The sequence below is a fragment of the Bradyrhizobium sp. 157 genome, assembly GCF_023073815.1.
GTDB lineage: Bacteria > Pseudomonadota > Alphaproteobacteria > Rhizobiales > Xanthobacteraceae > Bradyrhizobium.
Genome location: NZ_JADPKF010000010.1, coordinates 1 through 22646, shown reverse-complemented (window position 1 = coordinate 22646; position 22646 = coordinate 1). Strand labels below are relative to the sequence as shown.

The following is a 22646-nucleotide window of genomic DNA, read 5'->3' as shown; positions in this document are numbered from 1 at the left end:
TCCAGATTGTGTCCGGTGCGCCAATACGTCAAGGTCCGACCCATGTTCGATTCCCTGCTCGTTCTCATCGCCGCGGCCTTCCTGCTGGCCGGCTTCATCAAGGGCGTGATCGGGCTCGGCCTGCCGACGGTATCGATGGGCCTGCTTGCGGTGACGATGCCGCCGGCGCAGGCGATTGCGATCGTGATCGTGCCGGCGATCGTCACCAACATCTGGCAAACCTTCGGCGGCCCGTATTTGCGCGACATCATGCGGCGGCTGTGGCCGCTGATGGTCGGTACCGTCGCCGGTATTTGGCTGAACGCGGGACTTTTGACCGGCCCGTACGCGCCCTATGGCACCGTCGTTCTCGGCACATTGCTGGTGATCTACGCGATCCTCGGCCTCAGCAAGCTCCACTTCAAGGTTGCGCGCCGCGACGAGAAATGGATCGGCGGCATCGTAGGCCTGATCACCGGCGTGGTGTCGGCCGCGACCGGCGTTCAGGTGATTCCGTCGATGCCTTATCTGCAGGCGATCGGCATGGAGAAGGACGAGCTGGTGCAGGCGCTCGGCGTGTTCTTTACCGTCGCCACAGTGGCGCTCGCCTTCAATCTCACCACCGCGGGCCTGCTAACGGCTGCAACCGCGATGCCCGGCGCAGTCGCGATGGTGGCGTCCTTTGCCGGCATGTTCATCGGACAGGCGGTGCGGAATCGCATGCAGCCGGACGTGTTCCGCCGCTGGTTCCTGATCGCCATGATCTTGCTCGGCCTCTACCTTGCCGGCAGCGCCTTCGTGACAATCCACGGCTGAAGCATCAGCGCGCCTCCAGCATCGCCACGCGGATGCCGAGATAGACGAACAGCCCGCCGAGCGCCCGGTTGATCCAGGCTACCGCGCCGGCCGATTGCCGGATCCGGCCCGCGGCCCGGGCTGCGAAGGCAGCGATGCAAAAGCACCACAACGTGCCGCTGGTGATGAAGATCAGGCCGAGCACCAGGAAGGCCAGCGTCTTGTGGGCAGACTCCGCCGCCACGAATTGCGGCAGGAACGCCAGAAAGAACAGCGCCACCTTCGGATTGAGCACATTGGTCAGGGCGCCCTGCCAGAACACGCGGGCAAGCGAGGTCTCGTTGCCTGCCACGGCCGTCTCCGCCAGCGGGCGCGAACGCGACAGCAGCATCTGGACACCCGTAAACAGCAGATAGGCGGCCCCGGCCCATTTCAGGACCGCAAAGGCCGCGGATGACGCCATCAACAGCGCCGAGAGGCCGATGGCGGCACCGAACACGTGAACGAGGCAGCCGGCACTGATCCCGGTTGCCGCCGCCGCCCCGCCGCGCCATCCGAACTGGATGCTGCGGCCGATAATGTAGGCCGTGTCCGGCCCCGGGGTGATATTGAGCAGCAGTCCTGAGAGGATGAAGAGCCAGAGTTGGTGAATGCCGAGCGTCTCTATCATCGTTTGACGGTTCCCCTTGGGCGCACCCTCGGCCTTATTGCGCACATGCCAATCCTTGAGGGGTTGCAGTACTATCATGAGCAAATCAGGCTTTCACCAGATTGCGCATATTTTATAAACATTGGAATTGGTTGGCTGACCGCGTAGTGGTTATCCTGCCCATTCCGGTGCCGTTGGGGATATAGTGGGGACATGGAAAGACGCCTGGCAGCCATCGTCTGCGCTGACGTCGCCGGCTATTCCCGAATGATGGGGGCCGACGAGGCGGGGACGCACGCCACGTTCAAGGCCCATCGAAGCGCGATCTATCCGATCATCCTCAATCACGGCGGCCGCCTGGTGAAGAATACCGGCGACGGCTTCCTCCTGGAATTTCCCTCTATCGTCGGCGCCATCGAGGCCGCGGTCGCGATGCAGATGGTGATGGCGGAACGCAACGAACACCTGCCCGCCGATCGCGCCATGCAGTTTCGCATGGGCATCCACATGGGCGACGTGATGGCCGACGAGGACGAGGTGTTCGGCGACGACGTCAACATCGCGGTCCGCCTCGAATCGGTTGCCGCTCCCGGCGGCGTGGCGGTTTCGGGCAAGGCCTGTCATGAGGCCGGCAAACGCCTCAGCGTCACATTCGTCGATGCTGGTCCCTACCGGTTCAAGAATATCGAGGAGCCGATCCATGTCTGGACCTGGCAGCCTGGGGGTGTCGATAGCGGCCCGGCCCGTAAAGCCGCGTCCGAGACATCGGCCACGAATTTGCCTGCCCAGTATCGCACCGCGATCGTGGGCGTGCTCCCATTCGCGAATTTGAGCGAGAGCGCTGACGAGTATTTTGCCGACGGGCTGACCGAGGACCTGATCCACGCGCTTTCGCTGCAGTCGTTCTATCGGGTGCTGAGCCGGAACTCGACGTTCTCGTTCAAGAGCAAGAACGTGAGCACGCGCCTGATCGCGCGCGAGATCGACGCCACTTACCTGATCCAGGGCTCGGTACGCCGCGCCGCCAACAAGATCCGCGTCACCGCCGAGTTGATCGCCCCTGAAACCGGCGAGCAATTGTGGACCGGCCGATTCGACCGCGATATGGGCGACCTGTTCGCGATGCAGGACGAGCTCACCACCAGCCTGTCGGCGGCGATCGCGGCCGAGATCTACCGGGCGGAGGCGTCCGCCCCGCCCCGCTCCTCGTCGAACGACATCACGGCCTGGGATCGATTCCTGAAGGGGCTGTCGCACTATTACCTGCAGACCAAGACGGATTTCGAGATCGCGATCGGGTTGTTCAAGGAAGCCATCGCGCTCGATCCGACGCTATCGATCGCGCGTGCCTATCTCGCCACCATCCAGACCCAGGCCATCCATTTCGGGTGGATCAAGGGCACGCGCGAAGTGTGGGATACCGCGATGAGCCTTGCGGAGAGCAGTGTGCGGCTCGATCCTCGTTCGTCCTTTGCGTTTCAGATTCTCGCCTATCTGCATGCGCTGGAAGGGCACTACGAGGCAGCGATGGATGCCGCCAAGCGGGCGGTCGGGCTCAACCCCTACGACATGGGCGCCCGTGGCGTGCTCGGCGCGTGTCATCTGTACATCGGCGAACACCGGGCCGCCGTCGAATTGTTTACGATGGCAGCACAGCGCGGTAACAGCGATCCCCGATACCAATTTGCGGCGTTCAACGCATTCAGCCACTATCTTCTCGGTCAATACGACGCCTCGCTGTCATGGGCCCGCGAGGCTCTATACGCAAATCCCAATCATCTGCAGGCGCTCGCGATACGGGCGGCTGCGCTTGCCCAGTTGGGACGAACCGCCGAAGCAGCCAACGCTGCTGAGGTCCTGCTCGGCAACTATCCGACGCTGACCGTCGAGCGATTTTTGCGGAATTTTAACTGGAAGGTCCCGGCCGACATCGCTCATTTCCGCGATGGACTTTTGAAGGCCGGCATCCCCTTCAGCAAATTGACGCTCGTCGAATCCTCGCCAAAGCTCGCCGCAGATTCCTGAGCGCGTGTGAGCCGGTCGGTTGACACGGCGTCGAATTCCGCCAAAACTTGCGTACACCCTGAAGTAGCGCGCCACCAATTTTCTTTTTCAAGATCGTCATCCGTATCGCATTGAAGGCGGACCGTTCCCATACTTTGCGCCTTTGAGATTGAAGCCATGTCAGATAGCCCCATTGGACAGATTGCCGTTTCGCCCAATAATCCCTGCCCGTTTCTGCGCGCATTGGTCGCCAATGGCTATGTCGGCGGCCATGTCGTGCCGCTCTCGCAGCTTTCCGAAATGATCGGATTGGCAAGCGGCGAAACCGGTTCTGCCCAAAAGAAGGTGCGGCTGAAAGCCTCGATGATCGCCGTCATTGCCAACGGCCTCGGGCCGCTGCGCGTTTTCAAGAGCGCAAGGTCTGGTGCCGTGCTCGACGAACTGCGCGACGGCCCGCTCGACAAGCATGGCGGCGGTTCACGCATCCTCGACGCCGAAGCAAACGTCCATGAAGACCAAATCGAACGGCTCGCCAGCTTCGGCAAGGACTGCAAAGATCCCGCTGGAGGCATCGAGATCGGGCTGACAGCGAAAGAAATCGAGGCCTTCATGGCAGACAATATCAAGCGCAACGATGCGGCGCGCTGGTACTTCCCGATCCTGATGAAGGGCGAATGGCCGGTCCTGCTGAAAATCCTCGGCAAGGGCGAAGGCGAGGCGCGCTACCTTAGCGTCGCCGAGGTCAGGACGCTGTTCGTCGAGCGGCGCTTGCCCGAGCGGATCACGGCACGGTTGCCGAAGCCGGCGGCCTAACCACGAACACAGTTGTCATACGCGGGCTTGACCCGCGTAGGCATCGTCCGCGCCAGCGGACAACACGATTCATTCGAAGCAGGATGGATTGCCGGGTCCCGGCTACGCCGAGAGCTTCGCCGGGCACCACAGCGTGAGGCAGGCGAAGCTTTAGCGGAGACGGCAAGCCCGGCAATGACGAGTCACTTGAACAACGGCGTGCCCGGCACGAAAGCATCGAACGCCGCCCAGAATTGCGAGCGATAGCGGTCCTGCTCCTGCAGGATCTCGTGCTTGGAGCCGGCGATGACCAGATGCGAGCCGGCGCGCAGGTGATAGGCGAATTCCTCGATCGCGGCGGTGGAAACAATGGTGTCATTGCTGGCGGCCAGCATCAGGATCGGTTGGCGGATCGCGGACGGGTAGTTCACGCCGCGAAACGTATGCATTGCCCTGAACGCGGTATCGGCCCAGGCTACCGTCGGCGAGCCGATGCCGAGGGTCGGATCTTCTTCCAGGATCGCGGCGTTGCGGGCATAGCGCACGGGATCGCTGGTGAAGGGATTGTTGATGAAGGATTCCGTTCCAGTCAGCGCATCGCCGCCGCCGGGCACGTAGCGGCCGCCCTGCCCCATCAGCCGCATGATCCGAAGCAGCGCCCGCGTCGGAAATGACGTCGTGCGCCCCGGCAGGTCGATCATCGGCGCCGACAGCACCATGCGGTCGAACCAGCGTTTCCCCGCATGCGCCACCCGCAGCATGACCGCGCCGCCCATCGAATGCGCCAGCGCGAAATAGGGCGGCGGACAATCCGGCAGCACCACCTGCTGCACGAACGTTTCGACATCGACCTCGAAATCGGAGAAGTCGCGGACATAGCCTTTGCGCGGGTCGCGCAGGCGGCGCGAGGAATGCCCCTGGCCGCGCCAGTCGATCATCGCCACCGCAAAACCGCGATCGCGCAAATCGCGCACCGTCTCGAAATATTTTTCAATCGGCTCGCTGCGCCCGGTGAAGACGCAGACCGTGCCCTTGCGGCCCGCCGGCGGGGCCCAACGGGCGAACCGCAATTCCGCGCCGTCGGGCGTCTTGATGGTGCCCGAGACAACGTCCTCCGGAACCGGATTGGCAGGGATCGAGACAAGCGTCATGAGGGGAACCGGCTAGTAGGGGCTGGAAATCAAGTCGGGAGGGCATCAAAAACGGCCATTTTGGGCCCTCTTGAACGCCTTTTCATCCCTCCCATATCATCTGAGTGCAGGCCGCTACCAGTGTTTCGGAACCGGAACCCAAGGCTCCCAACCCTGAGGCTGCACAGGACTAAAGCCCGGCCCGATGGCGGGCGGGTTAATTGCAACAGTCGCTCAATGGAGGACTATCTATGCGTACCTACGATCTCACCCCGTTTTATCGTTCCACCGTCGGCTTCGACCGCTTCTTCAACCTGCTTGATCAGGTGACCTCCGACGGCAGCCCCGGTTATCCGCCCTACAACATCGAGCGCACCGGTGAGAACGCCTACCGCATCAGCGTTGCGGTTTCCGGCTTCTCGCAGGGCGAACTTTCGATCGTCGCGAAGGAAAACACGCTGACGATCAAGGGCGAGAAGACCGCCAACGAGAACGGCAAGGACAAATCCGAAGTGCTCTACCGCGGTATCGCGGCACGCGCCTTCGAGCGCGTCTTCCAGCTCGCCGATTTCGTGCAGGTGAAGAACGCCTCGCTCGAGAACGGCCTGCTCCACGTCGATCTCGTCCGCGAGATCCCCGAGGCCAAAAAGCCGCGCAGCATTCCGATCAATTCGGGCGCGCAGGCCCCGCAGGTGGTCGACGCTTCGGTCGCCGCGTAACACGGTAGGTTCAGCCGGTATTGGCTGAATGCGAAAACGCCCCGGGAAACCGGGGCGTTTTTTTTTGCGCATGACGAAGACGACACAATCCGGCTGCGCTCATTAACAGCGAATTTAAATGATGTCCGCTTCCGCAACGCCTATTTCACCGCGTGCCACGGCACCAGCGGGGCCGAGACGCGTAACGCTTGCAGTTCGACGACGTATTCACCTTTGCACCCAGCGCTTCAACAGACGTATCAAATCAGGAGAGATCGATGACAAAGTTACGGATCGTTGCGGCGCTCGCCGCCAGTGTGTTTGCAGGATTGTTCGGCATACTTGCCGCGCCGGCGCAGGCCGCGGCTCCGGTTAAAGTGAAAAATGTGGTGCTGGTGCACGGCGCATGGGCCGACGGTTCGAGCTGGTCGAAAGTCATTCCGCGGCTGCAGGCAGCGGGACTTCACGTCACCGCAGTTCAGAATCCGCTGACCTCGCTGGAAGATTCCGTGGCCGCAACGCGCCGCGCACTGGCGCAACAGGATGGCCCGACGGTGCTGGTGGCACATTCCTGGGGCGGCACCGTCATCAGCGAAGTCGGCACCGACCCGAAGGTCACCGGGCTCGTCTATATCGCGGCGCGCGCGCCCGATGCCGGCGAGGATTTCGTCGCACTCTCACAGAAATTTCCGGCCGGTCCGGCGCGCGCGGGCGTCCAGGAACATGACGGCTTCACCACATTATCCGAGGACGCGTTCCTGAAATATTTCGCAAACGGCGTCGACCCCAAGGCCGCGAAAGTTCTGTACGCCGTGCAATGGCCGACCACGGCTTCCATTTTCGCCGGCCGCACCACCGCAGCCGCCTGGCACAGCAAGCCGAGCTGGTATGCCGTGTCGAAGCAGGACTACACCATCAATCCTGACCTCGAGCGATTTCTGGCCAAGCGGATGAATGCCACGACGGTCGAGCTGGACGCCGGCCACCTGTCGCTGGTCTCGCAGCCCGACAAGGTCGCCGACCTGATCCTAGCCGCCGCCGGACAGCACGAATAGCTCACCGCCATGAGAAAACGCCCCGGGGACACCGGGGCGTTTTTCGTTGCGCCTTGCACGTCATTCCGGGGCGCGCGAAGCGTGAACCCGGAATCTCGAGATTCCGAGTCTGGTCCTTCGGACCATCCCGGAATGACGTCGCGTTTGATGCCTCACTCCAGGCCCTGCACCTGCGGCATCTCCTGCGTCGGCGCGATCTGCGGGGCGGGCTTGGCCGGGACCGAACCCGTCACCGCCGGCGAAGCTGCCGCCTGAACTTCGGTCGGCTTCGGTGCAGGCGCTGCAGCCTGCTGGACCGGTGCCGGTGCAGGTTTGGCGGCGACCGGACTGGCCTTCGGCATCGGCACCGCCCGGCTCGCCACATGGGAGGTCGGCCGCTGCGGCCGCGGCGCGGCCTGGACGTTGGCCGGCGTGGCCGGAGCATGGGCCTGCGGCGGCGGAGCCGGTGGAAGCGCGCTGTGCTCGTCGTAGAAATCGTCGCCCATGCGATGGGACGGCACGAAGCGGATAATCCGGCCGTTGCGTGCGTCGATCACCAGCCGGCCGTCCTCGCCGCCGCGCTCGAGCGCCGCAATCGTGTAAACGAAGCCGCGCAGCCTCGGGATACCGAGCGGCAAGAATCCATTATCGCGCAGCACGGAATAGACTTCCGTCGACGGCAACAGTCCCGGACCGTATCCATACTGCGGCGCGGCTCCGTAGCGCGGTCCGGGCTCGTAGTACGGCCCGGGAACCGGTTGCGGTGCCACCGCGTAGGGAGCGTCGAAATCCGATGCCGGCCTGTATGGTGAGCGCCCGATTTCATAAGGCCCGGGCACCTGCGCCTGCGCGCCGCCCGCTAGAAGGACCAGTCCCGCCGCCAAAGATCCCGTGAACAACTTCATCACCGAAAGCTCCTGTAAACCCCGCAGCCTCCGGACCGTGGCCGGAGCATTTTGCTCACTCGCCGACGGCCCAGGGCGAATTTCATTGCGAAATCCGGCGGTCCTTGGGCCGGATCGGGGCGCCGCTGCCGCAAACTCCAGTGGGCGGCTTTTCCCCCGGGCCACCAAGCGCCGATCCGCATGCGGCCGAGGACTTTCACGCGCTTGTGTGATAAAGAAAAATTTGGCATGGTCGAAGTTAGGACAGTATCGCTGTCTCAATTGCGGAGCCGTCCCGGCACAGGGATTGCAACGAAACCGTGGCGCCACGAGCTCCAGGGCAGTGCAGGCAAGGCCGTTCCTCAGGGACGTTGAACGCCCAAGCCTGAATTTAAGAAATTGCGGCTCGCGGCGGACGAGCGGTGGCCCGGTGGGTGCCGCAAGCGTCCAAGGTGCGCCGACGATGCGGTGAGGCCCTTAGCCTTTTGAGAGGAATGAGATGAGCGGGTCGGAATTCGAGCGCGAAAACATCGTGACAGAAACCCTGTCGGCGACCGCGGCTTCGAAACCGGCCGACACGTTGCTTGAGGATTCTCGGCGCGAGCATGACTGGCGCCCGCCGGCGGAGGGCCTTTACGACCTCGGCATGGAGAAGGATTCCTGCGGCGTCGGCTTCATCGCCAACATCAAGGGCCGGAAGTCGCGTCAGATCGTCTCCGACGCACTCAACATCCTCTGCAACCTCGAGCACCGCGGCGCTGTTGGCGCCGACCCGCGCGCCGGCGACGGCGCCGGCATTCTGGTGCAGATCCCGCATGCCTTCTTCGCACGCAAGACCGCCGAGCTCGGCTTCAAGCTGCCGGAGCCCGGCCACTACGCGATCGGTGCGCTGTTCATGCCGAAGGAGACGGCGTGGCGAAAGGTGATCCAGAGCATCATCGCCGAACAGATCAAGGAAGAAGGCCTCGTACTGCTCGGCTGGCGCGATGTGCCGTCCGACAACGCTTCGCTCGGCGAAACCGTCAAGCCGACCGAGCCCTACCACATCCAGGTCTTCATCGGCCGCAACGGCACGGCGAAGACCGAGGACGAGTTCGAGCGCAGGCTCTACATCCTGCGCAAGTCGATCTCGCAGGCGATCTACCAGCGCCGCGACCGCGGCATGGCCGGCTATTACCCGGTCTCGCTGTCGTGCCGTACCGTGATCTACAAGGGTATGTTCCTCGCCGACCAGCTCGGTAAGTACTATCCCGACCTGCACGAAGGGGATTTCGAGAGCGCGCTGGCACTGGTGCATCAGCGCTTCTCGACCAACACCTTCCCGACCTGGTCGCTGGCGCATCCGTACCGGATGATCGCCCACAACGGCGAAATCAACACGCTGCGCGGCAACGTCAACTGGATGGCGGCGCGCCAGGCTTCCGTTCACTCGGAGCTCTACGGCAAGGACATCAGCCGCCTCTGGCCGATCTCCTACGAAGGCCAGAGCGACACCGCCTGTTTCGATAATGCGCTCGAGTTCCTGGTGCAGGGCGGCTACTCGCTACCGCACGCTGTCATGATGATGATTCCGGAAGCGTGGGCCGGCAATCCACTGATGGATGAGCAGCGCCGCGCCTTCTACGAATATCACGCAGCCCTGATGGAGCCGTGGGACGGCCCCGCCGCGATCGCGTTCACCGACGGCCGCCAGATCGGTGCCACGCTCGACCGCAACGGGCTCCGTCCCGCGCGCTATCTCGTCACCAAGGACGACCGCATCGTGATGGCGTCCGAAATGGGTGTGCTCAAAATTCCCGAGGATGAGATCGTCACCAAGTGGCGGTTGCAACCGGGCAAGATGCTTTTGGTCGACCTCGAACAGGGACGTCTCATTCCCGACGACGAGATCAAGGCGACGCTGGCCAAGAGCCACCCCTACAGCGACTGGCTGCATCGCACCCAACTCGTGCTGGAGGAATTGCCCGATGCGCCCGTCAAGGGCATGCGTTCGAACCTGCCGCTGCTCGACCGGCAGCAGGCGTTCGGCTATTCGCAGGAAGACATCAACATCCTGATGACGCCGATGGCGGCCACCGGCGAGGAAGCCGCCGGCTCGATGGGCAACGATACGCCGATCTCGGCGCTGTCGGACCGGCCGAAGCCGCTGTTCACCTATTTCAAGCAGAACTTCGCGCAGGTCACCAACCCGCCGATTGACCCGATCCGCGAGGAGCTCGTCATGAGCCTCGTCTCGATCATCGGGCCGCGGCCGAACCTGTTCGACCTGCAGGGCATGGCCTCGACCAAGCGCCTCGAAGTGCGCCAGCCGATTCTGACCGATGCGGATCTGGAAAAGATCCGCTCGATCTCCGACGTCGCTGATACCCATTTCAAGTCGCGCACGCTCGACACCACCTTCCATGCCGGCTTCGGCGCAGCGGGAATGGAGCAGGTGCTCGACGAGCTCTGCGCGCGCGCCGAAGGCGCGGTGCGCGAAGGCGTCAACATCATCATCCTGTCGGACCGCATGGCGGGCTCGGACCGGATTCCGATCCCCTCGCTGCTCGCCTGTGCCGCCGTGCATCATCATCTGATCCGTACGGGATTGCGCACCTCGGTCGGCATCGTCGTCGAATCCGGCGAGCCGCGCGAGGTGCATCATTTCGCGTGTCTGGCCGGCTACGGCGCCGAGGCGATCAATCCGTACCTCGCGTTCGAAACCATCATCGCGATGAAGGATCGGCTGCCGGGCGCGCTTGACGACTATGAGATCGTCAAGCGCTACATCAAGTCGATCGGCAAGGGTCTGTTGAAGGTGATGTCCAAGATGGGCATCTCGACCTACCAGTCCTATTGCGGCGCGCAGATCTTTGACGCCGTCGGGCTGAAGGCCGATTTCGTCGCCAAGTATTTTGCCGGCACCCACACCCGCATCGAGGGCGTGGGCCTGGTCGAAATCGCCGAGGAAACGGTGCGGCGCCATACGGACGCGTTCGGCGACGCGCAGGTTTACAAGACCGCGCTCGATGTCGGCGGCGAATATGCCTACCGCACCCGCGGCGAGGACCACGCCTGGACGGCAGAGTCGGTTTCAACGCTACAGCATGCCGTGCGCGGCAACTCGCAGGAGCGCTATCGGGCGTTCGCAAAGATCCTCAACGAGCAGTCGGAGCGGCTATTGACGCTGCGCGGCCTGTTCCGGATCAAGACCGCCGAGGACGAGAAGCGCAAGCCGGTGAAACTCGACCAGGTCGAGCCGGCCTCCGAAATCGTCAAGCGTTTTGCGACCGGCGCAATGAGCTTCGGCTCGATCTCGCGCGAGGCGCACACCACGCTCGCGATCGCGATGAACCGGATCGGCGGCAAGTCCAACACCGGCGAGGGCGGCGAAGAGGCCGATCGCTTCAAGCCGATGCCGAACGGCGATTCGATGCGCTCGGCGATCAAGCAGGTCGCTTCTGGCCGGTTCGGTGTGACGACGGAGTATCTCGTCAACTCCGACATGATGCAGATCAAGATGGCGCAGGGCGCCAAGCCCGGCGAAGGCGGCCAGTTGCCCGGCCACAAGGTCGACGCGACGATCGCCCGCGTGCGGCATTCGACGCCCGGCGTCGGCCTGATCTCGCCGCCGCCGCATCACGACATCTATTCGATCGAGGATCTGGCGCAGCTCATCTACGACCTTAAGAACGTCAATCCGGACGGCCAGGTCTCGGTCAAGCTGGTCTCCGAAATCGGCGTCGGCACCGTGGCCGCGGGCGTTGCGAAGGCGCGCGCCGACCACGTTACCATTGCAGGCTTCGAGGGCGGCACCGGCGCTTCTCCCCTCACCTCGATCAAGCACGCCGGCTCTCCCTGGGAGATCGGGCTTGCCGAAACCCACCAAACGCTGGTGCGCGAGCGGCTGCGCAGCCGCATCGTGGTCCAGGTCGATGGCGGCTTCCGCACCGGGCGCGACGTGGTGATCGGCGCGCTACTCGGCGCCGACGAGTTCGGCTTCGCCACCGCGCCCTTGATTGCGGCCGGCTGCATCATGATGCGCAAGTGCCATCTCAACACCTGCCCGGTTGGCGTCGCGACGCAGGATCCGGTGCTGCGCAAGCGCTTCACCGGCCAGCCCGAGCACGTCATCAACTACTTCTTCTTCGTTGCCGAGGAAGTGCGCGAGATCATGGCACAGCTCGGCTACAGGAAGTTCGACGAGATGGTCGGTCAGACCCAGATGCTCGACCAGTCGACGCTGGTGGCGCACTGGAAGGCCAAGGGGCTCGATTTCTCAAAACTGTTCGTGCGGCAGAAGGAGCTGCCCGGCCAGAAGATCTATCATGCCGAAGCCCAGAACCATCATCTGGAGAAGGTGCTCGATCGCCGCCTCATCGAGAAGGCGCAGGCCGCGCTCGACCGCGGCGCACCGGTGAAAATCGAGGAAGAGATCAACAACACCGACCGTTCCGCCGGCGCGATGCTGTCGGGCGCCGTTGCGAAGATCTACGGCCACGCTGGGCTGCCGCATGACACCATTCACGTCAGCTTGAAGGGTACCGCCGGCCAAGCGTTCGGCGCGTGGTTGGCCAAGGGCGTCACTTTCGATCTCGAAGGCGAAGGCAACGATTATGTCGGCAAGGGCCTGTCGGGCGGCCGCATCATCGTCAAGCCGCCGCGGAATTCCGGCATCGTACCGGAAGAATCCATCATCGTCGGCAATACGGTGATGTACGGCGCGATCGAAGGCGAATGCTATTTCCGCGGCATCGCCGGCGAGCGCTTTGCCGTGCGTAACTCCGGTGCTATCGCGGTGGTCGAAGGCGCCGGCGATCACTGCTGCGAATACATGACCGGCGGCATCGTCGTGGTGCTCGGCAAGACGGGCCGCAACTTCGCCGCTGGCATGTCGGGCGGCATCGCCTATGTGCTGGACGAGGCCGGCGACTTCGCAAAGCTCTGCAACATGTCGATGGTCGAGCTGGAGCCGGTGCTCTCGGAAGAGATGATCAACGCCAGCACCTACCACCACTCCGGCGATCTCGAGGCGCATGGCCGGGTCGACGTGTTCCAGAACCTGCTCGACTCCGACGTGGAGCGGTTGCACGTGCTGATCACGCGCCATGCCAAGCTGACCGGTTCGAAACGGGCCGCCGAGATCCTCGCGAACTGGAAGGCCTGGCTGCCGAAATTCCGCAAGGTGATGCCGGTGGAATACCGCCGCGCGCTGAAGGAATTGAAGGCGAACGCCGACGCCGAGCCAAAAATCGCGATCGGGGCTTAGTTACACGAGCCCGTCATTGCGAGCGCAGCGAAGCAATCCATAGCGCCACAAGCCGAACCATGGATTGCTTCGTCGATGACGCTCCCTGCAATGACGGAGGTGACACAAATAGATAGATGCGAACGAGAGATGCAGGGGCATCAGGTTTAATGGGCAAGATCACAGGTTTCCTCGAGATCGACCGGAACGAACGCAAGTATGCGCCGGTCGCCGAGCGGTTGCAGCATTTTCGCGAATTCGTCATTCCACTGAGCGAGAAAGACACGCGCGACCAGGCCGCGCGCTGCATGAACTGCGGCATCCCGTATTGCCACGGCACCGGCTCGGTGGCGCCGGGCACGCCGGGCTGCCCGGTCAATAACCAGATCCCCGATTTCAACGACCTCGTCTATCAGGGCAACTGGGAAGAAGCCTCGCGCAACCTGCACTCGACCAACAATTTCCCGGAGTTCACCGGCCGTATCTGTCCGGCACCATGCGAGGCGTCCTGCACGCTCAACATCGACGACAACCCGGTCACCATCAAGACCATCGAATGCGCCATCGTCGACCGCGCATGGGACAATGGCTGGCTGAAGCCCGAGATCCCGGCGACCAAGACCGGCAAAAAGGTCGCGATCGTCGGCTCCGGACCTGCAGGCCTTGCGGCCGCGCAGCAGCTCGCCCGCGCCGGCCATGACGTCCACGTCTACGAGAAATTCGCCAAGGCGGGCGGATTGCTTCGTTACGGCATTCCCGACTTCAAGATGGAAAAGCACATCATCGACCGCCGGGTGGCGCAGATGGAGGCCGAGGGCGTGACGTTCCATTGCGGTGTCCATGTCGGCGGCACCTCGCAAGGCGCGATCGATCCGCGCGAACTGCTCAACCAGTATGACGCCGTGGCGCTGACCGGCGGCGCCGAAGCCGGCCGCGACCTGCCGATCCCCGGGCGTGATCTCGACGGCATCCATTTCGCGATGGACTTCCTGCCGCAGCAAAACCGCCGCGTCTCCTCCGAGCCGCTCGGCGACGTCAAGGAAATTCTCGCCGGTGGCAAGCATGTCGTGGTGATCGGCGGCGGCGACACTGGCTCCGACTGCATCGGCACCTCGTTCCGGCAGGGCGCAAAATCCGTCACGCAACTCGAAATCATGGCGGCGCCGCCCGAGCACGAGAACAAGGGCGTGACCTGGCCGAACTGGCCGTTGAAAATGCGGACCTCGTCGAGCCAGGCCGAAGGGGCTATTCGCGAATACGCGGTGCTGACGCAGAAGTTTTCGGGCGTTGACGGCAAGGTGCAAAAGCTGCATTGCGTGAAGGTCGACGACAAGTTCAAGCCGATCCCGGGCACCGAATTCGAGCTCGAAGCGCAGCTCGTGCTGCTCGCCATGGGCTTTGTGCACCCCGTGCACGAAGGCATGCTGAAGACGCTCGGCGTCGACCTCGACCAGCGCGGCAACGTCCGCGCCAACACGTCGGATTACCAGACTTCGCTGCCCAACGTGTTCTCGGCGGGCGACATGCGCCGCGGCCAGTCGCTGGTGGTCTGGGCGATCCGCGAAGGGCGCCTGTGTGCGCGAGCGATCGATCAGTATCTGATGGGGACGACGACTCTGCCAAAATAGGCAGCTCGCTCCTCGACGTAACACCGGCCATCACGCGAGCCCTCATCACCCGCGAAAGCGGGTGATCCAGTATTCCAGAGACTTCTGAGAGATTCGGGTTGGCCGCGGCGTACTGGATGCTCCGCCTGCGCGGAGCATGACGATAGAGCGCGAACGCGGCCCCTCAATGCTGCAGCCTCACCCCCAGCATCACCACCGTCGATGCCGTGCTGTTCCCCGGCAGATTCGAATCCAGCCAGTCCCGCCGCAACGTGCCGCGGAGCCAGACGTTGCGGCTCATCTTGTAGATGGCCTCGCCTGACACCGCGTAGATCTTGTCGCGTCTGGGATTGCCCTGGTAGTCGAGCGAGCCCCAGGTGAATTTTCCGATCGCGGTCAGCCAGCGGCGGAAGTCGTGGTCGACTTCGACGGTGTAGACATGCGTCAGCACGCCGGACGTGCCTGGCAGCGTGGTCTCCGTGATCTTGGTGTCGGAATAGAATTTTGCCGTCGTCAGCGGCGTTGCGGTCCAGACCAGCGAGGACGAGACGAGCAGGCCTTCCAGGCGATCGAGCCTCGGATCGACATAGTCCCGCATGGCGTAGCCGACGGCGATTTCGCCGGTCAACAGCCGCGAGAATTCGAAGCTGGTGCCGCCCTTGACATAGCCGCCACTGGAATCGCGCGCAAATCCGGCGCGGTCGAGCCTGACGTCATGCACGCGGCTGTCGCCCTGCACTTCCACGAACGGCTTTATGCCTGGCTTCAAATCATAGCTGACGCGGCCGACGCCGCCGTACTGGCTGAAGTTGCGGTCGTCGTTGGTCGTTGAAGTGCCGTCGGTGAGTTTCGAGTTGGTGTAGTCGGTGCGGTCGACGGTGGCGCCGGCGGAAACCTGCAGCCGGTTGAAGCTCTGGTCGACCCCGATAGTCGTGCCCAGCGTGGTGAAGATCGGATATCTGGCGAGGCCGGCCTGCACGTTCGGGCTGCCAGGATTGTCCGTCGAGACGAACAAGCGTCCCTGCGCGGTCAGCCTCGTGTCGCGGCTGACGTCGAGCCGGCCGTCGACATGGCCGATGAAGTTGGGCCGGTCGACATCGAGCGGCGCCGACAGCGGCGTGCCGTCCGCGTTCGGCGTGAGATTGCTACCGTAGCCGGTGAAGGAGCCGCGGAGATCGGCCACCAACGCATGACGCTCCCAGTCGGAGACCACCAATAATTCCGGCGCGATCACATAGAACGGCTTGCCTTGCGCGGGGGCGAGCCGGCCGGGATTGGTATCGTAGCCGCCCGAGAATTCGACCGCGGATTTGATCAGGAAGCTGCCGGCGTAGTCGCCGACCGCGCCGAACGGATCGTCATCGATCCTGAGACGCTTGCGCGGCGGCTGTCCCGCGACCGTGCCTGCCATTGCCGGTGGGATCGGGGTTTTGTGCGCCGACTCCGATGGGGGAATCGACAGCCGCAGCCGGGTGTTCGACGCAATCGGCGGCGGACTACCGGGACCGACCGGCGGCTTCGGCTTCGCCTGCCCCGGATAGTCTTTCGGTCTCTTGCGCTTGCGATTGAGCGAGTCATAGCCGATCTCGGCTGCGCCGCTCGCGGCCGGCAGACCGTATTTCGGGATCTGTCCGATCCGTGACGGCGCAGGCTTGTCGCTCTCCTGCAGCTTCGGATTGTTGAGCGGATCGTTCATCTCTGCCGCGGTTCGGCGCAGCGGCGAATCCGGCGGCGTCATCTGGCTGGTGCGCCTTGAGCTGAACAGATCCGGCGTGACGGTTTGCGATTGCGCCGGGGTTCCGGTCAGGGCGATCAGCGCTAGGCACGGCAAGGCTGCGCGGAAGAGGCGCCCGCTGTTCCGGCCCGTTGCTGGCCCCGCCCTCACGATAAAATATACCCCAACAAAAACAGATACTTGATGGACGCGCGCCGAGCGCTCGCGGAACACGTCGTTAATGGAGTTAAAACAATTATGGTTAATGAGCCGTTGAGGGCGGCAGCCCCGCGTCGCATCGCCAAACGGCCCATGCTATGCAGGGGTTCGGGGCGCGAAGCCCCCTCCTCCCTGGGACAGACATGGCCAATCCGAATCCGCTGATGGTACAATCCTCCGGCTCCGATCCCGCTGATGCCGCCGTCCAATCGGCGCTGCGCACGCTCGATGCCGAGGGCAGCGGGATCGCCGCGATCGCGGCGGCGCTGCAGTCCGATCTACGTGTGCCGTTTACGGCCGCTGCCGATCTCATCCGCAACGCCAACGGGCGGCTGATCGTCACTGGTCTGGGCAAGTCCGGCCATATCGGCCGCAAGGTCGCCGCGACGTTCGCCTCCACCGGCACGCCCGCCTTCTTCGTCCATGCGGCCGAAGCGAGCCATGGCGACCTCGGCATGATCACGCCCGACGATGCCATCCTGGCGCTATCGTGGTCCGGCGAGCAGCCGGAGATGAAGAATCTGATCACCTACGCCAAGCGCTTCCGCATTCCCGTGATCGCCATGACGGCGGAGCGCGAATCTTCCCTCGCCAAGGCGGCCGGCATCGCGCTGACGCTGCCGAAGGCGCGTGAGGCCTGCCCGCACAATCTCGCGCCGACCACCTCCTCCCTGATGATGCTGGCGCTTGGCGACGCGCTGGCGATCGCATTGCTGGAAGGCCGCGGCTTTACCTCGGTCGATTTCAGCGTGCTGCATCCCGGCGGCAAGCTCGGCGCACTGTTGAAGTACACCCGCGACCTCATGCACACCGGCGACGCGGTGCCGCTGAAGCCGCTCGGCACCAGCATGTCCGAGGCGCTGGTCGAGATGACGTCCAAGGGCTTTGGCTGCGTCGGCATCGTCGACGCACGCGGCCACATCGTCGGTATCGTCACCGACGGCGATCTGCGCCGCCATATGGGGCCGCAGCTCATGTCGGCCTCCGTCGACGAGGTGATGACGAGGAATCCGAAGACGATCGACCGCGACGTGCTGGCCGGCGAGGCGCTGGAGATTCTCAACTCCTCGAAGATCACGACGCTCATCGTGACCGAAGCCAGCAAGCCGATCGGCATCGTGCACCTGCACGATTTCCTGCGCGCGGGCGTGGCGTAGGCTGGCTCCCAAACTCTCCACGTCATTGCGAGGAGCGCAGCGACGAAGCAATCCACCTATCCGTTATTGCGGCGACATGGATTGCTTCGCAGAGCCTGTCATCGGGCGCGCATTCGCGCGACCCGTTGGCTCGCAATGACGGGGTTAGGCCCTCAGCTCGGAAACCGCGCCACCTTCTCCTCCAGCGGCAACGCCAATCCGTTCGCGAGATACGACACGGTACGATAGAATCCGCACAGCAGGATGATCTCGAATATTTTCGCATCGTCGTAATGCGCCGACAGCGCCGCGAATTCGGCGCCCTCAAGTGTGGCGCGCTCGTGCAGCGCATCGACCGCGGCGATCAGGGCCTGCTCTGCCGGCGACCAGCATGCGTCGGTGGCGGCGCCGAGCACGGTGGCGCGGACCTGCTCTTCCGTCAGATGCGCGGCTTCCGCGAACGTCGTGACATGCACGCCCCATTCGTATTCGCAGCCTGTTCGCGCACAGGTGCGGTCGATGACGATTTCGCGCTCCCGCAAACTGAGCGGCCCGCGATCCAGCAGGCTGCCGGCGCGGAATTTCTCCCAGGCCCGCGCGTTGCCCGCCATGACGCGAAACAGCAGCAGCGGCGGCGCGCCGCGCATGATGCGGTCGAACTGCTCGGCAATGTCAGGTGCATAAGGCGGCTCAAGTGGCGCGATGCGCGGCACGGTCTGTGACATGGCGAACTCCTGTGCTACGAATAGCGTAGCGCCATGCTACATTATTTGTAGCAGCATGCAAGAGAGTGCTCATGCGAAGCTGGCCGCGACCACGAAACAACGGGCCGTTCGCCGCGAACTAGGCCGCCGCCACCGTCAGGCTGGCGCCATCGACCTGCACGACCCTGACACGGCTGCCGGCCGGCGCGTCGGGGCCGGCGACGCGCCAGATCGTATCGTCGATCCGCACGGTGCCGGTGCCATCGACGATCGGCTTTTCCAGCGTGAATTCCCGGCCGATCAGCGCCTTGGTCCGGTTGTTAAGGAACGGGTTGCTCAGGCTGCGGCTTCCCTCGCTGCGAGCAAAGTGCCGCCACGCCGGGACCGCGGCAACCGCGAACACCGCAAACATCAGGAGTTGCGTCTGCCAGGACGGGCTGATCGCAAACGACACGAGCCCGACCAGTAACGCCGCGAGCCCAAGCCAGAACATGAAGACACCCGGCGCGAGCAATTCGAGCGCCATCAAGACGAAGCCGAAGATTAGCCAATTCCAGGTGCCCAACGTCGAAAATATCTCGGCCATGACGCGAACCTCTAATCAATCTTCCAGATCAAGCTCTCACCGCTGCGGCGCGACCGGCGGCGGGGTCGGGCCGGCGTTCGGCACCGACGATGTTCGCCGTGCGGCCGCGGCCGCGGAGGCTGCACTTTCGCCGAACGTGGCCTTGGCGATCTCGCCGATGCCGGCGAGCGAGGACAGCACGGAGGTTGCTTCCATCGGGATCATCAGGATCTTCTGGTTCGGCGAATCCGCGAACTGTCCGAACGCCTTGATGTACTTGTCGGCGATAAAATAGTTCAACGCGGCGACATCGCCCTTGGCGATCGATTCGGAGACCATCTGCGTCGCCTTGGCTTCCGCCTCCGCCAGGCGCTCGCGCGCTTCGGCGTCGCGGAAGGCGGCTTCGCGGCGGCCTTCGGCCTGCAAAATCTGGCCCTGCTTGGCGCCTTCCGCGCGCAGGATTTCCGACTGGCGCTGGCCCTCCGCCTGTAAGATGTCGGCGCGCTTGACGCGCTCGGCCTTCATCTGCCGGCCCATCGCCTCGACCAGGTCGGCCGGCGGCACGATGTCCTTGATCTCGATGCGGTTGACCTTGAGCCCCCATGGCGAGACGGCCGCATCGACCACGCGCAGCAGGCGCTCGTTGATCTCGTCGCGGTGCGACAGCACCTGGTCGAGGTCCATCGAGCCCATCACCGAGCGGATGTTGGTCATGGTAAAAACGATGATGGCCTGCTCGAGATTGGCGACCTCGTAGCTCGCTTTCGCGGCATCGAACACCTGGAAGAATGCGACGCCATCCACCGTCACGGTGGCGTTGTCCTTGGTGATCACCTCCTGTTCGGGAATGTTGATCACCTGCTCCATCATATTCATCTTACGGCCGACGCGGTCGAAATAGGGAATGATGAGGTTCAGCCCCGGCGACAGCGTGCGGGTGTATTTACCGAACCGCTCGATGGTCCAGTCATAGCCCTGCGGCACCGTTTTGACGCCCGCGAACAATGTGGCAATGACAAGTAGAACAAAGGCAATCGCGAAAATGTCGAAGCCACTCATAAAGTCCCTCCAAAGCCGGCAAGGTGCGTTGCCCGGCGCGATCTCTCATTTGTCTGCAACGGCGCGGCGCCGGTTCAGGCGGCTGTTCTCAATTACGGTTATATAGCTAGAGATGGTTTGCGGGCCACCAGATGTTCTTGGGCTCCGAACGGCGAGTTGGTTGTTGAGGTGGCTAAATCCAGCCTTGAAGCTCGCGCAAAACGAGTTGGCGGATGACGTCCATTCCGGGCTCGCTGTCGTTCAGGCAGGGAATCGCTGAAAACTGTTCGCCGCCATTGTCCTTGAAAATCTCGGCGTTTTCCTGTGCGATCTCCTCCAGCGTCTCCAGGCAATCGGCGGAGAAGCCGGGCGTCACCACCACAATGCGTTTCACGCCATCTTTCGCCAATTTTTCGATTGTCTTGTCGGTGTAGGGCTGCAGCCACTCGTCGCTGCCGAAGCGCGATTGAAATGTCAGGACCAGCTTGGAGGCATCAAGGCCCAACCGCTTGCGCAAGCTTTCCGTCGTTGCGACGCACTGGCCGTAATAGGGATCGCCCTTGTCGACATATTTCTGCGGCATGCCGTGAAATGACGCCACGATCAGTTCGGGCTGGAACGGCAAGCTCGCCAGATGTTCTGACATCGAGACGGCGAGCGCTTCGATGTAATCGGGATCGTCATAATAAGGCGGGCTCACCCGCAGCGTCGGCTGCGCGCGCATATCGGCGAGCGCGCGAAACACCTCGTCGCAGACGGTTGCCGAGGTCGCCGCTGAATATTGCGGATAGAGCGGCACCACCAGCAGGCGATCACAGCCCTGCGCAGCTAACGCCTCGATGCGCGAGCGGATCGACGGGTTGCCGTAGCGCATCGCCCAGTCGACCACGACATGCTCGCGATCGGCGATCGCCGCCGCGAGCTTATCGGCCTGCGACCGGGTGATGGTCTTGAGCGGGGATTCGCCTCTCTCGTTATTCCAGATCTTCTGGTAATCGCGCGCCTTTCTGGCCGGACGCACCCGCAGGATGATGCCGTTGAGGATCAATTTCCAGACGAGGCCCTGGTCCTCGATCACGCGGGGGTCGGAGAGGAATTCCTTCAGATAGACCCGCACCCCCTGGGCATCAGCGGTGTCGGGCGTACCGAGATTGACCAGCAGCACGCCGATCCGTTGCGGCTGGGTTGCCGGCACAGGCGTCGCGTTGCCAAGGGGGGCGACCACGGTCATGATTTCGATGGCTTCGCGCGTTGCACGATCCTTGTCAAGATAACCGCCGGTTCGCTACGCTTCGCAAATTGCCGCGGGGTCGCGGAGGAGGAAGCATGACGATCGCAGAATGGTGCGTTTTCGCAACGGTGCTGCTCTATCTGCTGACGATCGCATCGGTCAAATGGGCCGCCTACGGCCGTTTTGACAATGCCAAGCCGCGCGATCCCGCCTTCTACCAGGACCCGATCCGCGCCCGCGCACTCGGCGCGCATCAAAACGGCATCGAGGCCTTTCCGTTCTTTGCAGTCGCCGTGCTGCTGGCGGAATTTCGGCTCGGGCCGCAGCGCCTGATCGACGAACTCGCGATTCTCTTCGTGATCGTGCGGATCGCCTATGTCTTCACCTATCTCGGCAACCGCCCAACGCTGCGCTCGATTCTCTGGAGCTTGGGGTTTGCGATCAATATCGCGATTTTCTTTTTGCCGGCGATCAAGGGGTACTTGCCGGTTTAGGGTGGGGTTGGCCGTCATTCTCTTCTCGACTTCAGGGTGCTGCAGTCAGGACGCCGCGGCCCAACTACGTCATTGCGAGCGAAGCGAAGCAACAATTGCGCAGCATAACGGATCTATGGATTGCTTCGTCGCTTCGCTCCTCGCAATGACGGTGGATACAGCTTCGCGATCTCGCGGCGTATTGCGCCCGAGGTTTGCCATCAACTTCCCGCCCTCTCCAATCAGAGGGCAACTGTGGCGAGGTAGCCCGGTGCTCGGGCGGCCTCAAGGCTGGCGCTGGCGCGCCCCCGCCTTCGGCGGCTACGGCCTTGACCCCGCCCGTTCACCGGTCTGTTGGCTTTGCATGAGCTCGGCCGAGGACCGAGCGCATCAAGAAGTCTGTTCGATCAGCTCAGCGCATATCGACTGGGATCCCACTTCTGCCGTCGTGCGATCATGGTGTTGAGGATGATGATCAGCTTGCGCATGCAGGCAATGAGAGCGACCTTCGGCTCCTTTCCCTTGGCAAGCAGGCGTTGATAGTAGGCCTTCAGAACGGGATTGTTCTTAGTGGCTGCGCCAACGCAGGGCATGTAGATGGCGTTACGGACCCAGCGCCGGCCACCCTTGATGTGGCGCTCGCCGCGTCGCTTTCCGCTATCGTCGTCGCGCAACGGGCTCAGCTCCAGCAACGGGCGGTTGGTGCGCAACCGCCCGTTCGCACATTCTGATAGATTTTCTGGACACAAGGGCGCAGGGAAGACCGG

At 63.3% G+C, this 22646-nt stretch carries 18 protein-coding genes; 9 read left to right on the top strand and 9 right to left on the bottom strand.

All coding sequences use genetic code 11. The features are described 5' to 3' along the window. Positions 1–42 precede the first annotated feature (42 nt). Positions 43–795, top strand: a complete 753-nt coding sequence (locus IVA95_RS01360) for a sulfite exporter TauE/SafE family protein (protein WP_247508863.1) — start codon at positions 43–45, stop codon at positions 793–795. 4 nt (positions 796–799) lie between these two features. On the opposite strand, the gene IVA95_RS01355 is transcribed toward IVA95_RS01360, so the two are convergent. Then, positions 800–1444 (bottom strand): LysE family translocator, encoded by a 645-nt coding sequence (locus IVA95_RS01355; RefSeq protein WP_247508862.1) that lies wholly within the window; start codon positions 1442–1444, stop codon positions 800–802. Positions 1445–1636: 192 nt separating this feature from the next. On the opposite strand from IVA95_RS01355, the gene IVA95_RS01350 reads away from it, so the two are divergent. Both IVA95_RS01350 and IVA95_RS01345 read left to right on the top strand, forming a co-directional pair. After that, positions 1637–3448: an adenylate/guanylate cyclase domain-containing protein gene (locus IVA95_RS01350; protein ID WP_247508861.1), complete on the top strand. Its 1812-nt coding sequence runs from the start codon at positions 1637–1639 to the stop codon at positions 3446–3448. A gap of 156 nt (positions 3449–3604) precedes the next feature. Further along, positions 3605–4240 (top strand): hypothetical protein, encoded by a 636-nt coding sequence (locus IVA95_RS01345; protein ID WP_247508860.1) that lies wholly within the window; start codon positions 3605–3607, stop codon positions 4238–4240. Positions 4241–4422: 182 nt separating this feature from the next. Here IVA95_RS01345 and IVA95_RS01340 read toward each other — a convergent pair whose 3' ends face one another. Then, entirely contained in the window at positions 4423–5370 is a 948-nt protein-coding gene (locus tag IVA95_RS01340; RefSeq protein WP_247508859.1) for an alpha/beta hydrolase, read from the bottom strand. A gap of 230 nt (positions 5371–5600) precedes the next feature. Here IVA95_RS01340 and IVA95_RS01335 point away from each other — a divergent pair, with 230 nt between their 5' ends. Further along, on the top strand, positions 5601–6068 hold the full coding sequence (locus IVA95_RS01335) for an Hsp20 family protein (protein WP_028350462.1): 468 nt from the start codon (positions 5601–5603) through the stop codon (positions 6066–6068). 257 nt (positions 6069–6325) lie between these two features. Next, complete coding sequence (locus IVA95_RS01330; RefSeq protein WP_247508858.1) at positions 6326–7102, top strand: alpha/beta hydrolase; 777 nt, start codon at positions 6326–6328, stop codon at positions 7100–7102. 152 nt (positions 7103–7254) lie between these two features. On the opposite strand, the gene IVA95_RS01325 is transcribed toward IVA95_RS01330, so the two are convergent. Next, positions 7255–7986, bottom strand: a complete 732-nt coding sequence (locus tag IVA95_RS01325; RefSeq protein WP_247508857.1) for a hypothetical protein — start codon at positions 7984–7986, stop codon at positions 7255–7257. A gap of 478 nt (positions 7987–8464) precedes the next feature. Here IVA95_RS01325 and gltB point away from each other — a divergent pair, with 478 nt between their 5' ends. Continuing rightward, on the top strand, positions 8465–13213 hold the full coding sequence (gene gltB / locus IVA95_RS01320; RefSeq protein WP_247508856.1) for a glutamate synthase large subunit: 4749 nt from the start codon (positions 8465–8467) through the stop codon (positions 13211–13213). A 149-nt stretch (positions 13214–13362) separates the two neighbouring features. Continuing rightward, a complete protein-coding gene (locus tag IVA95_RS01315) occupies positions 13363–14820 on the top strand; it encodes a glutamate synthase subunit beta (protein ID WP_247508855.1) in 1458 nt (485 codons plus the stop codon). Between the two features lie 163 nt (positions 14821–14983). On the opposite strand, the gene IVA95_RS01310 is transcribed toward IVA95_RS01315, so the two are convergent. Then, on the bottom strand, positions 14984–16630 hold the full coding sequence (locus IVA95_RS01310) for an outer membrane beta-barrel protein (protein WP_247508854.1): 1647 nt from the start codon (positions 16628–16630) through the stop codon (positions 14984–14986). 245 nt (positions 16631–16875) lie between these two features. On the opposite strand from IVA95_RS01310, the gene IVA95_RS01305 reads away from it, so the two are divergent. Beyond that, positions 16876–17889, top strand: a complete 1014-nt coding sequence (locus tag IVA95_RS01305; protein WP_247508853.1) for a KpsF/GutQ family sugar-phosphate isomerase — start codon at positions 16876–16878, stop codon at positions 17887–17889. 152 nt (positions 17890–18041) lie between these two features. Here IVA95_RS01305 and IVA95_RS01300 read toward each other — a convergent pair whose 3' ends face one another. The 4 genes from IVA95_RS01300 to hemH form a co-directional block, all read right to left on the bottom strand. After that, positions 18042–18593, bottom strand: coding sequence for a carboxymuconolactone decarboxylase family protein (locus IVA95_RS01300; RefSeq protein WP_247508852.1), 552 nt, complete (start codon positions 18591–18593; stop codon positions 18042–18044). Positions 18594–18711: 118 nt separating this feature from the next. Further along, positions 18712–19158, bottom strand: a complete 447-nt coding sequence (locus tag IVA95_RS01295; RefSeq protein WP_247508851.1) for an NfeD family protein — start codon at positions 19156–19158, stop codon at positions 18712–18714. A gap of 36 nt (positions 19159–19194) precedes the next feature. Then, positions 19195–20196, bottom strand: a complete 1002-nt coding sequence (locus IVA95_RS01290) for an SPFH domain-containing protein (protein WP_247508850.1) — start codon at positions 20194–20196, stop codon at positions 19195–19197. A 172-nt stretch (positions 20197–20368) separates the two neighbouring features. Beyond that, on the bottom strand, positions 20369–21406 hold the full coding sequence (hemH, locus tag IVA95_RS01285) for a ferrochelatase (RefSeq protein WP_247508849.1): 1038 nt from the start codon (positions 21404–21406) through the stop codon (positions 20369–20371). Positions 21407–21501: 95 nt separating this feature from the next. Here hemH and IVA95_RS01280 point away from each other — a divergent pair, with 95 nt between their 5' ends. Beyond that, positions 21502–21900 carry an MAPEG family protein gene (locus IVA95_RS01280; protein WP_247508848.1) on the top strand — a complete coding sequence of 133 codons (399 nt, stop codon included), beginning with the start codon at positions 21502–21504 and terminating at the stop codon, positions 21898–21900. 386 nt (positions 21901–22286) lie between these two features. Here the strand turns inward: IVA95_RS01280 and IVA95_RS01275 are convergent. Continuing rightward, a partial coding sequence (locus tag IVA95_RS01275) for a transposase (RefSeq protein WP_247508847.1) occupies positions 22287–22646 on the bottom strand: 360 nt, incomplete at its 5' end.

What these genes read in the sequence shown, in the direction of transcription:
- IVA95_RS01360 (WP_247508863.1), top strand. Translation starts at nt 43, where the DNA reads ATGTTCGATTCCCTGCTCGTTCTCATCGCCGCGGCCTTCCTGCTGGCC.
- IVA95_RS01355 (WP_247508862.1), bottom strand. Translation starts at nt 1,444, where the DNA reads ATGATAGAGACGCTCGGCATTCACCAACTCTGGCTCTTCATCCTCTCA.
- IVA95_RS01350 (WP_247508861.1), top strand. Translation starts at nt 1,637, where the DNA reads ATGGAAAGACGCCTGGCAGCCATCGTCTGCGCTGACGTCGCCGGCTAT.
- IVA95_RS01345 (WP_247508860.1), top strand. Translation starts at nt 3,605, where the DNA reads ATGTCAGATAGCCCCATTGGACAGATTGCCGTTTCGCCCAATAATCCC.
- IVA95_RS01340 (WP_247508859.1), bottom strand. Translation starts at nt 5,370, where the DNA reads ATGACGCTTGTCTCGATCCCTGCCAATCCGGTTCCGGAGGACGTTGTC.
- IVA95_RS01335 (WP_028350462.1), top strand. Translation starts at nt 5,601, where the DNA reads ATGCGTACCTACGATCTCACCCCGTTTTATCGTTCCACCGTCGGCTTC.
- IVA95_RS01330 (WP_247508858.1), top strand. Translation starts at nt 6,326, where the DNA reads ATGACAAAGTTACGGATCGTTGCGGCGCTCGCCGCCAGTGTGTTTGCA.
- IVA95_RS01325 (WP_247508857.1), bottom strand. Translation starts at nt 7,986, where the DNA reads ATGAAGTTGTTCACGGGATCTTTGGCGGCGGGACTGGTCCTTCTAGCG.
- gltB (WP_247508856.1), top strand. Translation starts at nt 8,465, where the DNA reads ATGAGCGGGTCGGAATTCGAGCGCGAAAACATCGTGACAGAAACCCTG.
- IVA95_RS01315 (WP_247508855.1), top strand. Translation starts at nt 13,363, where the DNA reads ATGGGCAAGATCACAGGTTTCCTCGAGATCGACCGGAACGAACGCAAG.
- IVA95_RS01305 (WP_247508853.1), top strand. Translation starts at nt 16,876, where the DNA reads ATGGCCAATCCGAATCCGCTGATGGTACAATCCTCCGGCTCCGATCCC.
- IVA95_RS01300 (WP_247508852.1), bottom strand. Translation starts at nt 18,593, where the DNA reads ATGTCACAGACCGTGCCGCGCATCGCGCCACTTGAGCCGCCTTATGCA.
- IVA95_RS01295 (WP_247508851.1), bottom strand. Translation starts at nt 19,158, where the DNA reads ATGGCCGAGATATTTTCGACGTTGGGCACCTGGAATTGGCTAATCTTC.
- IVA95_RS01290 (WP_247508850.1), bottom strand. Translation starts at nt 20,196, where the DNA reads ATGAGTGGCTTCGACATTTTCGCGATTGCCTTTGTTCTACTTGTCATT.
- hemH (WP_247508849.1), bottom strand. Translation starts at nt 21,406, where the DNA reads ATGACCGTGGTCGCCCCCCTTGGCAACGCGACGCCTGTGCCGGCAACC.
- IVA95_RS01280 (WP_247508848.1), top strand. Translation starts at nt 21,502, where the DNA reads ATGACGATCGCAGAATGGTGCGTTTTCGCAACGGTGCTGCTCTATCTG.